The sequence below is a fragment of the Enterobacter sp. ku-bf2 genome (genome assembly GCF_001742765.1).
Lineage (GTDB): Bacteria > Pseudomonadota > Gammaproteobacteria > Enterobacterales > Enterobacteriaceae > Enterobacter > Enterobacter quasiroggenkampii.
Genome location: NZ_MDVW01000001.1, coordinates 476,224 through 490,307, shown reverse-complemented (window position 1 = coordinate 490,307; position 14,084 = coordinate 476,224). Strand labels below are relative to the sequence as shown.

The window sequence follows — 14,084 nt, the reverse complement described above, 5'->3', positions numbered from 1 at the left end:
ACCGTTTAGCATACAGTCCATTTCAATACGTAAAAAAACAGGGCCACTTACTCCATATTTTGATTAATAACACCATGACACTATTATTTCATAAATGATTACCATGATAGAAATAATACCTGTCGTGAGACAGACATTTCATCGTCAGAATCTCGGTGCCAGCCCGTATTTTGGCGTTTTGATATTTGCCGCCCAAATTTTGATATCGTTTTGCAGGAGAATAGTGAAATCAGATTTTAAATGCGTCACAATGCCATTGACGCTGTCCGCATCCACAACTGAAAAATGTTCAATTCTGTTTTTCCCTATCTGAACACAATGATATTTGGAGGGAAGCACTGTACCATTCACATTGAGTGGCGGCTTATTCTCACCACAGCGCCCTTCCGTAATATATGACACCAGCAAATTAGCGGATTTCCTCCCAGGCTGGGATACGCTCACCATGACGGGATAACCTTCCGAGGTCTGCGTCATATCATAAAGCACCGCATTTTTCATATACCAGGTATTATATTCCCGCTCCTGAAAAGCGGACCAGGCAGGCGCAGAAAAAAGCGCCAGCACTGCCAGCATAATAGATACTATTTTCATGGGATGTTATCGTCCGTGGTGTTGCACGTATTATTCAGATTGTGCAAAAAACAGCAACAACTTAAGAATAGTCCTACTACTATTGGCAGTGATGGAGGATCAATTAACGACGCGCGACGCGGTCTGTTTCCTGTTGCTAACGTATCTTCGCTTTATTTATTCCGACTGGCCGTTCGGATCGCTTCCAGACCGACGCGCTGTCCGAATGACAGCTCTAACGTATTTCCATCGGGATCGGCAAAAAAGACATAGTATCCGACGGGGTCGCCTACATTCTCAGGCGCCTTCCTTAGCACACCTTCAGCGGTGGCCATCGCGGTTTTTCTGTCAATTTCTTCGCGGGTCGCGCAGGCAATTCCCAGATGCCCGAAACTGCCCAGCGGCGTATCGGTCACGGTATCGGCCTGTACAAGAACCAGTGCAAAAGGACGGGTATGGTCGCTAAGCCATGCGACTTTTCTTGCATCAGGCATGTCGGGTTCACGTAAATGAATGACCTCCATACCGGCATAGCGACGATAGAAGGCAATACTCTTTTCCAGGTCCCTGACCATAAACGCGACATGAGTGAAACCTACATCAATGTCTTTCATTTTAAGATGTTACTCCTTTATCAACGTAGTGCTGACATCTTAAAAGCTCAAGTTAACTTGATGTCAATACGCTCATAAAGAAGAAACAGGCGAGAAATGGTAAACCGCCGCCATCACGGCAATGCTAACGACAATGCTTAAGAAAAAGTAGGTTTTAAAGGGCTGCTTTTGCGTTTTATGGCGAAAGAGCTGCTGGCCCACAATCGCGCCAGGCCAGCCGCCGGTTACGCCAAATGCCAGCAGCGTGGCTTCCGGTACCCTGCGCATACCCTTACGCGCTGCCTGTTTATCGGCGCCATACATAGCCATCGTCAGCACATTGATCAGCAGAAACCACATAGCCAAAGGGTTAGAGGCAAAAAGGCTGCCGATTGCAGCAAAGATCAGGAGTAAATAACAAAAGCGATTGAGGGTCATAGCACCAGCCACCGGGTTGTTTAGCAATTGCGAAGCCGCATTATACCCAATATAGATGAAGTTTAATTCTGTAAAACAAAGTGATCGCCTGTCGCTTTCAGATTAACATTTATACAGTTTTAATCAGTAAAGCATCCTTTCATTATAATTAGGGAGTTAACATTTTTTTCTTTAAAAATTATCCTGAAACGTCTCACCGCAAAAACACATTGCCAGCGCAACCCTTTAACAAGATCAAAACGACTGCACCGGTTGTTTAAAAACACGGGGAAGGAATATTGATGAAAATCAATTTAAAATAGAGCCAGAGAATTTTCAGGCGTATCGCGTAATCCCCGGAGTTTAAAATTACTGTTGCACACAATTAATTTGACCAGATAGTCAATAAACAACAAAATATCACCGTAGTTAAAAGAATAATGTCTGCATTCCTTTAGGGGGGTGATGTCCCCCCATTTTTTACGCTGTGATAAGCCTCATTCCACCATGACCTTCACTTTCGGCTTCGACAAAAGAATTTTTACCAGCTCCTTGAACGGGGTGGGTTTGTAGAAGTAAAAACCCTGTAAAAACTTAATGTGATTTCGGGTGAGATAATCAAGTTGCTCTTGTGTTTCAACCCCTTCCGCCACAATACTGATTGACAGTTTTTTTGCCAGTTCCAGTACCGAATCCAGTATCACGGTTGAATCCTCGCTGGCATTCACCCTCGCAACAAAGCTCTGGTCGATTTTAATGTAATCGATGTGCAGATCCTGCAGGTAGGACAGACCAGAATATCCCGTCCCAAAATCATCCAGGGCAATGGCAAACCCTATTTCATGTAGCGCATTCAGGGTCTTCACAAGATGTTCATCAACATGAAGCGGTTCACGCTCGGTCACCTCAACGACAAGGTTAAGATCCTGTTGCACAAAGCTGCGCTTGTAATGCAGACACTCCTCATAAAAGGTGGAGGAGACAATATGAGACGCACTGAAGTTAATGCCGACATGAAACCCTTCTGGCAGCAATGTAGAGATCGAATTCATATGCGCGGCAACCTGGCGCATTAAACTCTGGGTTAAGGGAATGATTAAGCCTGATTTCTCCGCAAGAGGAATAAATGAAGCGGGAGAGATAAACCCTGACTGTGGATGCTTCCATCTGGCCAGCACTTCTACCCCGCGCAACGATCCCTCTTTACCGCTCACAACGGGCTGGTAATAGGGAATAATCTCATCTCTGTCAATGGCGGTGCGCAGCGACTCTGCAGGTGAAATGTCCTTAGAAAGATATCGCTGAAGAAGATACGCAGAAAAAGCGGAAATAAGCAGAAGGAATAACAGCACCCCTCCGGCCCGATTGAATAATCTGGTCAGGCTAAAAAATGGCGGCGGGTTAAACTCAATCGAGAAAGGATAATCAGACGCTTTTAAGGCTAATACCTCTTTATCCGAATGGAATGCAGTCGCCACATCACCTGACAAACCTAAAATACGGTTTCCTACTCGTAATGAATACTTAACACCCTTTAATGGTATGTCCAGGGCATCCCGGATATGGCTGTCGCTGATGCTCACCATCACCCGACTTCCGGTATGATTTGTCTGATAGACAAGAACGGGCAGCCCGTTGACTGTACTTTCTGAAGGGACGAGCAGCAAGGGTGATTCTGGTAACGCAGAGCTGTTGACCAGCAGAACGCGGTTTCCCGGCAACGAGGAGCACCAGACCGCATCCTTTTTCAGAATCATGATCGTTCTGAGATGGGGCTGTAACGCAGCCTCAGTCCCTAGCCGATACTGCCCTTCCACATCACACTCGTTGTCAGCAAGCTGCATTGCCATCTGGCTGGCATGATGCGCCTCTTTAAGAATGACGTTAATATTCCTGACGACATAGTGCGCCCCGGCAAGGCTGTCAGCACGTGCAGAATACCAAACCTGTAAATTGATGATAAAAACGCCCAGGATAAAAATTGTTGTGGCTGCAGCTAAGGGAATAGATGCATGGCGCATTTTGAGTTCTCGATTATGGGTATGTTGTTCCTTCAGCGATCCTGAAGTGATTGAATTGTCTTCGTCTTAAGCATGGTTGATAAAGAAAGAAATACCATGTCAGGCGTCAGAAATTTTCCCGCAAACCAGCCTCCATCGTTGCACCTTCTAAAATGGGGAAATAAAAAGGCCGCCGAACGGCAGCCCTGGTTGATACGTGCTTATTAGTACTGCTTTATTGTCTTGACCGGCGTTCTTTCTGACCAGTCAGGCCGCTCGCCTGCCATGATTGCACGCTGTTGTGATGGCGTCACAGACTGCGTTATTTCAGGCATCGACTTGTATTCAGGTTGCTGAGGTGGGCTGAGAACCAGATCGGAACTACAGCCTGACAGTAGCAACGCCACCAGTAGCGATGAATTAAGCTTGAACACGTTAACCCCTTCCAATGGGATAAAAGTTACAGAAAAAGCGTGGTGTCGGTTCTATCCCGGTGACTTTTCTTTGTTATACAACATCACTCGGCTGGCTACCGGCCACAGATTCACCACACAGATAACCCCACAAGGATATATTTACTCGGGCAATAAGCGCAACGCCTTGTTTTCATGCACACCACCAGTGAAAAAAGGTGTCAGGAAAGCAGAGTACGCTTCTGGTATCGACGATGTTTATGCTAAAACCGCTGGTATGTTTCTTTTGATAAAAGTTATGAGGGAAGTTGAATGGTGACGGTTGAGGAATTAAAAATGAAATACCCGGGCGCACAGGCCTGGCAAATGGGTGACAGCCCGGCACTTGCAAACGAGCTTGCGAATCTGATTAAAAAAGGACTCAAAACGGCCACCTGCGGATCTTTTGCCTCGTACTTGCAGGATGTATCTGCTCCGCGGATAGGGAGCTATAACATCATTCTTGATGGCCAGAATGTCCCGGTCTGTGTGATCCGGCTGGTTTCCATGCGACTGGTGCGTTTTTGCGATGTTAATGAGGAATTCGCTCGCAAAGAGGGTGAAGGTGATTTAAGCCTTGAATACTGGCAGACAGAGCATCAGCGATTTTTCTTCCGCGAAGGCCATTTTTCTGAAGATATGGAACTGGTCGCAGAAGAATTTGAATTGGTTGAGGTGTTGTAAGCGGAGATAAAGTGGCAGAGGTGTATCTGTTACTTAAGCAGGCTTACCAATATTAAGCTCATAGACTACGCATTCCGTATCGTAATGCTGCTCTATTGCTTTATAAGTCATACCTAACCTTTTCATAACACGCTGCGATGCGATATTTTCGGGATCGGCCACGGCCACCAGATAAGATGCTCCCACCCGTTCTACAGCATAATCAACGATCGCTTTCGCTGCCTCTGTAGCATAGCCTTTGCCAATATGTTCAGGAACGAGGCGCCAGCCAATCTCTAATGGTGCACCCTCCACGTTTGCCAGGTGCTGGAGGCATGCTGCACCAACGATCGCACCAGAAGATTTCTCTCTGATAGCCCACCACGAGAAGTGATACTTATCCCAGCGAGCCTGCACCCTTCTGATGCCCTCCCAGGTTTCTTCGGGCGTTTTAACGATACCCTTATTGATATAGCGCATCACCTCAGCATCACTATCCATTACCCTTAAGCCTTCATAATGTGAATCATTATAGGGTTCCAGGATTAAGCGGACCGTTTCTACATTCATCTTAAATTCCTCTTACATTAAGCCAGTGCCTTCATTGAACTCGTCCCGATAAAACACCATGACGCCGGAGGTAGCTTATTGGAATCGTTTTAATCTAGTAGAATTCAACTTTCGTATGCGCTGTCATTGAAACTGGTTTCGGCACCGGATTACCTGCGTTCTGTACTGTGGCATTACATATTTCAGGCACAAGCATTTCGTTATAATGACAAAAACTGGTTGCTGTATACCCCTCCGAGAAAACTGATGAGTTTATTAGTTTATAATCAAGAGGCTTTCTTTTTTTATCAACATAAGATATTTCATTTTTAGACATAACGCTTTCTGAACTATAAAATTCAGAGCGCGTCAAATTATAGTCTTCATCATAAAAATGTTCAGATATTTTTTTGCCTAAAAAATAGGCGTCTTTAATTAATCCATTCGGGTAAAGAGTGTAACGCAACTCGTCACCGTTTTCATTTTTACTCAAAATGTGGCATTTTTCATCAAGTTGTATTGAGAAAGGCTTGCCATCTCTATGGCCAATAAGACTTCCATTTGTATATTTTAGAATGGTTTGATGTCCAGAAGAAACATTATCAAGATTTAAGCTATCAACACAACCATTTTTATCCAGTCTGATGGAGATTTTATAAGTGATTTTTCCATTCTCCTCAACATCAGTATCTAAGGATTTAACAGCCCCCTTAACTGGATTGAAATCAAACATAGTCGATAAGTTATAAAGTAGAGGTATGTAGTGATTTTCTGCAAAAGCCATGCTTGAAAATAAGGAAGTACAAAGGAAAAGAGTAGAAGTTTTTATCATTTTTAAATCTAGGCTCAAGTTACCCTCAAATTAAGTAAGCTCATTACAGCATGCTTACTGCTAATCTTCAATATTGATACTGGCGGAGATGATTGCACCACAACTGCGCCGTTTGCCGTAAAGTCGCTATCGTATCCAAAAGTCTGAACGCTACCCTTTATCACGTATCGGCGCCAGATTTCACGCAGCTGTAAAACGTGCTGGCATTCGCCGCCGGAATCCGTACCATACGCGGCATACAATTTTTGCCCCTGCTGGCTCCGAAGGTAGTACTCAATGCAAGAGAATCAAGAGATTAACAAAAAAGAGCAATACAACCTGAATAAGCTACGCTGATTTTTACAACTCATTGATATCATTTATTTTATCATTTTATTCAAATAGTTATAGCATAGCAACTTCTCCCTAAAGCTACCCAGAACTACATTTTTAATGTCCTTTTTTTGCCCTTATTCCGCTGTTTTGCCCCTAAATTTGCCCCTAACTTTATCCAGTGCGCACCTCTTTTTCTCCCTGTCCTATACTTTTATTCTGACATCTGGCTCGAGGTTTCTATGTGTGGACGTTTTGCACAAGCTCAAACGCGTGAAGAATATCTGACTTACCTTGCTGATGAAGCCGATCGCGACATCGCATACGACCCTGAACCAATCGGTCGTTACAACGTGGCCCCTGGTACCAAAGTCCTGCTGTTGAGTGAACGCGACGAACAACTGCACCTCGATCCGGTATTCTGGGGATACGCGCCTGGGTGGTGGGATAAGCCGCCACTGATTAACGCGCGCGTCGAAACTGCGGCCACCAGTCGAATGTTTAAACCTTTGTGGCAGCATGGTCGGGCGATCTGCTTTGCAGATGGATGGTTCGAATGGAAAAAGGAAAGTGATAATAAACAGCCCTACTTCATTCACCGCGCCGACGGCCTGCCAATATTTATGGCTGCGATCGGCAGCACACCATTTGAGCGCGGCGACGAAGCGGAAGGTTTTCTCATCGTGACGTCTGCAGCTGATAAAGGTTTGGTCGACATTCACGACCGCAGGCCATTGGTTCTGTCGCCTGAAGCGGCACGTGAATGGATGCGACAGGATATAGACGGGAACGAAGCTGAAGAAATTGCTGCCGATGGCGCTGTGCCTGCCGACAAGTTTCTTTGGCACGCTGTATCACGCGCCGTAGGTAATGTGAAGAACCAAGATCCGCAGTTAATCGCCCCTATCCTCTCTTCAAAATAATGTCTAAAAATCACATTTGCTATGATTCTGCATTAGTCTAATCTACCCATAGAAAATTGTTGTTAATTGTTCTGTTACCTTTAGTGTAAAAACAATGTTTTTCATATAGTTAATAGATTCAGTGAATCGAATTACTAAGCCAATAGGATAGGAAAATGAAATTTCCCGGCATACCTGATAATGAAGAAGACAGACTGAAATCACTTTATCAGGCCGATCTTCTTGATATGAGAGACGAAGAACGTTTCGATCGTTTAACCCGACTCGCAAAGAAGGTCTTCCAGGTTCCTGTTGTTCTGATTAGCCTATTGGATCGCAAGCGGCAATGGCTTCTTGCATGCGAAGGGTTAGGAATTAGAGAAACGCCACGCGACATCTCGTTCTGTGGTCATGCCATTTTGAAGGAAGGTCCTTTCATCGTTAACGATGCGAAGAATGATGACCGCTTTCACGATAATCCACTTGTTACTGGCGAGCCTCACATCCGATTCTACGCTGGTTATCCCGTGCATTTGCCTGATGGAGAAGTTGCAGGCACACTATGCCTAATCCATACCTCACCACGTCATTTCAACGCCGATGATATTTCCTCGCTCAAAGATTTAGCATGCATCGTTGAGGATGAATTTAAGGTTATTGGTATGGCCATGACCGATAGTTTGACGAGTATACTCAATCGTCGGGGATTTTACAGTAAAGGTGAAAAGCGATTCCGAGTCCTCAATCAAACCAATGCATCGTTCAGCCTTATATTTTTTGATCTCGACAAATTCAAGCCTATCAATGATCTATGGGGACATGCAGAAGGTGACGAAGTGTTAAAAGTGTTTGCCGATATGCTGACCCAACATCTTGATCGTGGTGATATCGCAGGACGTCTTGGCGGAGATGAGTTTTCTGTGCTTATTGCTGATCAGAGTCGCACTAATACCTTTTTGCAAGGTTTACGTCAATGTGTTGATGATTACAATGCAAATTCGGGTAAGCCATATAACATTAATTATTCTTTCGGAATGTTGCATAGTGACCCAATCAAGTATCCGTTGCTGGGGGAAATGATTAAAGAATGTGATGAGGTGATGTACTCAGCTAAACGCCGCAAGCATTTATAGACACATGAATTTCGCAACTGTCTGGTTGCATACATTCGCCTGGAAAATGAGCTCATATTTGTCTATTTAAGTCGTCTTGATGCTTAACTGATGCCCTCTGCTCTTGGCGCCCAGCAGATCAAGTAATCCAAAACACTATCGTACCCTGAGGAGATCCGCATACCTTGTAGTGTACCGTGGCGATAGCATTTCACGCTTCATCTGCCACTGTTGCTGTATACCCTGGCCGGCAAAATACAGAGTTCCCTTTCCATTTTTAGCATTAAGATGATCGAGCACTTCCATCAACTTTTCACTACCGGCCCGCGGCGCGTTCTCGTCGAACAAGTTGAGCTGGGCCACTCCATGGCTAAAGAAGTCCCCGAGCATAATGCCGGCTTTCTGGTACCGGTGGCCATCCTTCCAGATTTTGTCCAAACACTTAACTGCGGCGTTAATAATGTCGCGGGAATCTTGTGTTGGAGTCAGCAACTTCACCGATGAGCTGTTGCCATAATACGGCTCGTTAAGCGCAAAGGGAGAGGTCTTCACGAACGCCGAGATAAAACGGCAATACTGGTGCTCACCACGAAGCTTTTCGGCACCACGCGCCGCATAGCTGCAGATAGCCTGACGCATCTGTTCGTACTTTGTCACGCGTTCGCCAAATGATCGACTGCAGACGATTTCCTGCTTTGCCGGCGCAAACTCTTCCAGTTCAAGACAAGGCTCGCCGCGCAACTCCCGGACGGTTCGCTCCAGTACGACATTGAAGTGTTTGCGAATAATCCATGTGCTTTGTTCTGAGAGGTCCAGAGCCGTTTTGATGCCCATGGCGATCAGTTTCTTACTGATACGCCTGCCAACGCCCCATACGTCCTCTACCGGCATAATAGACAACAACCGACGCTGGCGATCGATATTGGACAAATCAACCACTCCGCCCGTCTGCCTCTGCCATTTCTTGGCGGCGTGATTTGCCAGCTTAGCGAGGGTTTTCGTCTGCGCGATGCCAACCCCAACAGTCAGGTGCGTACGTTTCAGAACCGTAGCGCGGATCTCTTTACCGAACTCCGTCAGGTCCCGGCAGTTGCGAACCCCTGTCAGGTCGCAGAAAGCTTCGTCGATGCTGTAAATTTCGACGCGGGGGCTCATGTCCTCGAGCGTGGTCATCACACGGTTCGACATGTCAGCATAAAGCTCGTAGTTGCTGCTGAAGCAAACAACGCCAGCGCGCCGGAAAAGCTCCTTTTGCTTGAAGAACGGCTCTCCCATAGTAATTCCAGCAGCTTTGGCCTCCGCGCTGCGTGCGATTACACAGCCATCGTTATTCGACAGAACGACCACCGGCCGCCCCCTCAAATCGGGACGAAACACCGTCTCACATGATGCGTAGAACGAATTCACATCACAGAGCGCAAACATATTCAGCTCGCAGATTTAACGATGAAAGTCACGACGCCGAAAACGTCCAGCGTGTCTTCGCTACCAACAACAATCGGACTGTAGGCGCTGTTCATAGGATTGAGTTGCACAGTTGGGCGCAGCTGCAGGCGTTTAACAGTGAACTCCCCTTCTACAGCGGCGATAACAATGTCTCCATGCTCAGCAGTGCGCGAGCTGTCGACTACCAGCAGATCGCCGTCGCTGATCCCGGCTTCGATCATAGAATCCCCCGCGGCTTTGACGAAATATGTGGAGCTCGGGTGAGCGACAAGTAACTCATTGAGATCAATGCGCTGTTCAACGTAATCAGCCGCGGGGCTTGGGAAACCACACTGCACTAAGTCACTGAAAAGCGGGAGAGCAATAATTTCTCGCAGTTCTGCAGGCCTGATAAATTCCATGTTACATACCTCAAATACTGTTTTTATATACAGTAGTTTCATTTGAGTATGCTCGCAAGACAGAGGGTCTGTCATGAATGATTAAAGCTTCGCCGTTTCGCTTCTAAGTTTCTATGCCGCTTCAAATTATGAGTTTTGTAAATTTTGTGACAGTAACTCTATGTGAGCAAATTTAAGCCGGTTTTGAAACGGGGAATTTTTTATAAAGCGTACATACTGCCACATCATAAATTATCGCTACCTGCTTCCTGTCTACTCCGTTCGCTATCAGTCGGCCTGCTTGCGCCCATTGCTCATGGGTAAGCTTCGGACGCCTGCCACCTATTCGTCCTTTCTCTCGAGCAGCCGCCAACCCCGCCCGGGTGCGCTCAACGATCAACTCTCTCTCCATTTCGGCCAGAGCTGACATGATATGAAAGATGAAGCGCCCCATCGGGCTGGATGTATCGATACTGTCCGTGAGGCTCTTAAAGTGGATGCCGCGCTGCCGGAGTTCGTCCACCAGCAGCACGAGATTCCGCATGCTTCGCCCAAGACGATCCAGTTTCCAGACCACCAACGTGTCCCCTTCATTCAATGCCTTAAGGAGCTTTTTTAGTGCTGGACGATTTGCCACTGTTCCGCTCATTTTTTCTTCGAAAATCTGTTCACATCCTGCGCGTTCGAGTGCTTGCCGCTGAAGATCCGTATTTTGGTCAGTTGTTGACACCCTTACATAGCCAATTTGCATATTTTTCACCCAGTTATTTCTGCAAAAAAATCAGGTGAAGGTATCGGCCGGGCCGCTCAAGAGCAATCTATAAAACGTCGGTTTGGGAGACAGTTCCACGAGGAACGTCGGAACCGCGGCGGGAACGGTTGCCGCCGGGGATGACGATCGACTCAGCACTCTTGAAGGTAAAACGGGAGGGTCAATCAAAGGGGCGGTGATTGCTAAAAGAACTTCTGATTCCAACCCTGCATCAGGCGGTGAGCTTGAGTCCGTTCTGCAAAACTCTGGCGGTGCTGCTCTTTCACAGTTTCACATGTTTACTCAGATGGCTGGTAATACCCGCTATGGATTCCTTCGCGTATGGGATTCTTCGACATTTAAAGACTGGTACTTCGACCATTCCAGCGGAAATGCTTATGCTGCAGCGTCATGGGTAAATAACTCAGATCGCCGGATTAAAGATGACCTCAACCCGATTGACGACCCGCTGGGAAAAATGAAAAAAGTACGCGGCTATACGTGGGTGCGGAAAGATGACCAGATGAAAGGCTCTTTTGGGATTGGCTTTGTGGCTCAGGAGGTGCAGGAGGTATTTCCTGAGGCTGTATCACATGCCCAGGAGGGTTCTTTGACAGTAGATGGCCAAGTGATAGAGCAACCATTGGCGCTATCACCTGGTGATGTGGCTGCGGCTCTCCACCATGAAGCTATATTGGAGCTTATGGAAGAGATCACTGAGCTAAAAAAACTAGTCAGCTCCCTTTCATCTCAACACTGAGCATCCTTTTCAGTTCGTTTACTTCGTCAATGAGAGCAAGGATCGCTTCATGGTGAAGCGCTGCAGCAACTCCGTACGTATCTGGTGAAAGAACACCTTCGACTACAGAGCCATCTGAAAGAGTAACGTTCAGCCCCTTAGAAACAGCCTCAGGAAATACTTTTTGTACTTCCTGAGCTGTAAATCCGATACCAAATGAGCCGGTTGATTTCCATTTCCAGGTTTGCCCGCGTATTAGACGCATTTTTTCAAGCGGCTCACTAATTGGGCCATCAATATCTTTAAGTCGTTCGTCACAAGTCGGTGACCATGCTACCCCCTGGGCCACTCCATCTTGTCTGAATGACCAATAGGCCGGAGTGCCACCGAACGCAAGCTGAAGATAGCCGAAGGTTCCCGTTCCCTGTACAACCTGAGCATATAATGAGAAATCAATCCCGTTATAAACTCCTGATCTGAATCTGGAGCCAATAAGTTCAGCGTTTGTTACTGTTCCTGCTGGCGGCGTGCTAGCTGGAGATGCACCGCCGGCTTTAACCTGTCCTGAAATAACCCCGCCTGTTTTTCCATTTATGCTGTCAAAGCGAGAATCGTCACCAGCGGCCACAGTTCCTAACACTGTTCCGACGTTCCTCGTGGAACTGTCTCCCAAACCGAGGTTTGTGCGAGCGCCTGACGCGGTTGTCGAACCGGTACCGCCCTGAGCTACAGACAGCGCTGTAGACAGTCCGCTGAGCGAGGTGATGTCATTGTTTGCACCTTTTGCCGCCTTACCTGCGAGAGAAGTGGTAATGCTATTCCAGGCAGGTCCCGTCCATGTTGTTCCATCAGGCAGAGTTATCGTTATATTGCCGTTTCCAGAAAAAATGCTTTGCCAGTTCTGTTTGTCGTAATTCAGTCCACGCAGTGCTTCAGCACTTTGCGCCACCAGCGCGGCAGTGACCATGTTCAGCGCCACACGGGGAACAGCTGACCATGCTGCGCCGGATTGCGTTGGCCCGGTAAAGTTGCTGACCAGCGTAAGTTGCGCATTACTCTCAACCGATTTTACGGGCAATGTATACGGTACACCGCCCACAGTAGAGACAATAAAGTCACCTGCGGCGAGTTCTGTTGCGAATGAGGTTCCGGAACCGCCAACAATAGCGGACCCGTTTGTCAGGGTGATAGTTCCTGCAGACATATGCGCTCCTTTCGGGCAATAAAAAACCCCGCCGGGGCGAGGTTTATTCAAAAATGCTTGAGTTACTGGCACGTGGTACTACTGAACGTGTATGCGCTGACCCATGACCAGTTAAATGGGTAACCGGCGCGGTACTGGGTCTGATTACTTTGCTTCCGCACTCCGTAAATCTGGACGATGTTCTCCTGTCCGCCGATCAGGGCCGTTCCGGTACATATGGGATGCTGCTTCTGAATAACGCCAGCGCAACCTGAGAGCAATGCAGCCACCGCCAGGCAAAGAATCATGTATTTCATAGTAGTTATATCCCAGGGTATTCAAGATGTTAAACAATAACAAGATGAATCAAAGGGATATAATTGATTCTGTAGATCAATTTCATAAGATTGATCGCTGAAAACGATCAATCGTAGTTGGCACAGTTGATGGCCATAATCACGTTTCTCAGATTTGAATACGCGACGTTCTGAAGGTTTCCGCTGGGCGTTGTTTGTGGTCTGGCGAATATTCGCGTATTGCCTCCCTCAAGTTTTGCCATGCTCTTGTAAATCGCCGAGTAGGGCTGCGGCTGGCCGCCGGCCGATATAACTCCAGTAATTAGACCCAGCATGGCAGGCATACAGGCCCATTTCCCCGCCAGCGTGGTATTGATGTTATAACCTGAACTTGCATCTACTCCGGCAGTACCGAGGGTTACCACATCACTGAGTGTGCGCGTTTCGTTTGTCAAAATAAGCGTCCCTGACGCATCCCAGACGGCCAGCCCGTAGTCAGGCTTTGTCTGTGGGAAAATAGAGAAAAAATAAACGTACGCTGTGCCGGTTGCATTTGGTCTGAGGAAATCAACCATGATAGTGTTCCCGCTTATCGTCTGGGTGATTTCCGCCTCAACCGTGCAATGAACGAAGGCGGCAACGGGCTGACCTGAGGGAAATGTGTGCGTCACTTTGGTATTGAAACCCGATGTCCCCTGTAGTTCTGCTGTCTTCCGTGCCTGCAACGAAATAGGCGAACTGTTAGCGGTGACCCATACTTCTCCGGCCGTAGTCGTCAGTAAAACGCCATACTGCGCCATTTATGCCCTCTCTATCTGGAAAATGAGATACGCCGCAGCCGCAGGCTCAGTCCCTGCGGAGTAGTCGGTATCGCCTACTGCCGA

The 14,084-nt window shown here is 47.1% G+C and carries 17 protein-coding genes; 5 read left to right on the top strand and 12 right to left on the bottom strand.

Annotated elements, in window-relative coordinates:
- Positions 1-144: 144 nt before the first annotated feature.
- From BFG58_RS02370 to BFG58_RS02355, 4 genes are all read right to left on the bottom strand, one after another.
- Positions 145-594, bottom strand: a complete 450-nt coding sequence (locus BFG58_RS02370) for a hypothetical protein (protein ID WP_069719136.1) — start codon at positions 592-594, stop codon at positions 145-147.
- A 152-nt stretch (positions 595-746) separates the two neighbouring features.
- The gene (locus BFG58_RS02365; RefSeq protein ID WP_045908846.1) at positions 747-1,187 is read right to left on the bottom strand and encodes a VOC family protein; all 441 of its coding nucleotides are present in this window, start codon (positions 1,185-1,187) and stop codon (positions 747-749) included.
- 72 nt (positions 1,188-1,259) lie between these two features.
- Positions 1,260-1,604, bottom strand: coding sequence for a DUF1294 domain-containing protein (locus BFG58_RS02360; protein WP_069719135.1), 345 nt, complete (start codon positions 1,602-1,604; stop codon positions 1,260-1,262).
- 476 nt (positions 1,605-2,080) lie between these two features.
- Entirely contained in the window at positions 2,081-3,604 is a 1,524-nt protein-coding gene (locus tag BFG58_RS02355; protein ID WP_069719134.1) for a cyclic diguanylate phosphodiesterase, read from the bottom strand.
- Between the two features lie 405 nt (positions 3,605-4,009).
- Between BFG58_RS02355 and BFG58_RS23695 the strand changes: the two genes are divergently transcribed.
- Both BFG58_RS23695 and BFG58_RS02350 read left to right on the top strand, forming a co-directional pair.
- Positions 4,010-4,315 (top strand): hypothetical protein, encoded by a 306-nt coding sequence (locus tag BFG58_RS23695; protein ID WP_139125289.1) that lies wholly within the window; start codon positions 4,010-4,012, stop codon positions 4,313-4,315.
- Positions 4,309-4,719 carry an ASCH domain-containing protein gene (locus BFG58_RS02350; protein ID WP_069719133.1) on the top strand — a complete coding sequence of 137 codons (411 nt, stop codon included), beginning with the start codon at positions 4,309-4,311 and terminating at the stop codon, positions 4,717-4,719. Before BFG58_RS23695 ends, BFG58_RS02350 begins: the two co-directional genes overlap by 7 nt.
- A 33-nt stretch (positions 4,720-4,752) precedes the next feature.
- On the opposite strand, the gene BFG58_RS02345 is transcribed toward BFG58_RS02350, so the two are convergent.
- The gene (locus BFG58_RS02345) at positions 4,753-5,268 is read right to left on the bottom strand and encodes a GNAT family N-acetyltransferase (RefSeq protein WP_069719132.1); all 516 of its coding nucleotides are present in this window, start codon (positions 5,266-5,268) and stop codon (positions 4,753-4,755) included.
- Between the two features lie 94 nt (positions 5,269-5,362).
- Entirely contained in the window at positions 5,363-6,079 is a 717-nt protein-coding gene (locus BFG58_RS22970) for a YnfC family lipoprotein (RefSeq protein ID WP_083261451.1), read from the bottom strand.
- 554 nt (positions 6,080-6,633) lie between these two features.
- On the opposite strand from BFG58_RS22970, the gene BFG58_RS02340 reads away from it, so the two are divergent.
- Positions 6,634-7,314 carry an SOS response-associated peptidase gene (locus tag BFG58_RS02340; RefSeq protein WP_069719131.1) on the top strand — a complete coding sequence of 227 codons (681 nt, stop codon included), beginning with the start codon at positions 6,634-6,636 and terminating at the stop codon, positions 7,312-7,314.
- Positions 7,315-7,469: 155 nt separating this feature from the next.
- A complete protein-coding gene (locus tag BFG58_RS02335) occupies positions 7,470-8,426 on the top strand; it encodes a sensor domain-containing diguanylate cyclase (RefSeq protein WP_069719130.1) in 957 nt (318 codons plus the stop codon).
- A gap of 135 nt (positions 8,427-8,561) precedes the next feature.
- On the opposite strand, the gene BFG58_RS02330 is transcribed toward BFG58_RS02335, so the two are convergent.
- The 3 genes from BFG58_RS02330 to BFG58_RS02320 form a co-directional block, all read right to left on the bottom strand.
- On the bottom strand, positions 8,562-9,830 hold the full coding sequence (locus BFG58_RS02330) for a Y-family DNA polymerase (RefSeq protein WP_069719129.1): 1,269 nt from the start codon (positions 9,828-9,830) through the stop codon (positions 8,562-8,564).
- Between the two features lie 2 nt (positions 9,831-9,832).
- Positions 9,833-10,252: a translesion error-prone DNA polymerase V autoproteolytic subunit gene (locus BFG58_RS02325; RefSeq protein WP_042719076.1), complete on the bottom strand. Its 420-nt coding sequence runs from the start codon at positions 10,250-10,252 to the stop codon at positions 9,833-9,835.
- Positions 10,253-10,424: 172 nt separating this feature from the next.
- Complete coding sequence (locus BFG58_RS02320) at positions 10,425-10,982, bottom strand: recombinase family protein (protein WP_069719128.1); 558 nt, start codon at positions 10,980-10,982, stop codon at positions 10,425-10,427.
- A 196-nt stretch (positions 10,983-11,178) separates the two neighbouring features.
- On the opposite strand from BFG58_RS02320, the gene BFG58_RS22965 reads away from it, so the two are divergent.
- Complete coding sequence (locus BFG58_RS22965) at positions 11,179-11,742, top strand: tail fiber domain-containing protein (RefSeq protein WP_139125288.1); 564 nt, start codon at positions 11,179-11,181, stop codon at positions 11,740-11,742.
- Here BFG58_RS22965 and BFG58_RS02310 read toward each other — a convergent pair.
- The 3 genes from BFG58_RS02310 to BFG58_RS02300 all read right to left on the bottom strand — a co-directional run bounded on the left by BFG58_RS02310 (position 11,717) and on the right by BFG58_RS02300 (position 14,000).
- A complete protein-coding gene (locus BFG58_RS02310; RefSeq protein WP_069719127.1) occupies positions 11,717-12,925 on the bottom strand; it encodes a tail fiber domain-containing protein in 1,209 nt (402 codons plus the stop codon). The genes BFG58_RS22965 and BFG58_RS02310 overlap by 26 nt on opposite strands.
- A 62-nt stretch (positions 12,926-12,987) precedes the next feature.
- Complete coding sequence (locus BFG58_RS24250; protein ID WP_069719126.1) at positions 12,988-13,221, bottom strand: cor protein; 234 nt, start codon at positions 13,219-13,221, stop codon at positions 12,988-12,990.
- 107 nt (positions 13,222-13,328) lie between these two features.
- Positions 13,329-14,000, bottom strand: coding sequence for a hypothetical protein (locus tag BFG58_RS02300; protein ID WP_069719125.1), 672 nt, complete (start codon positions 13,998-14,000; stop codon positions 13,329-13,331).
- Positions 14,001-14,084 lie beyond the last annotated feature (84 nt).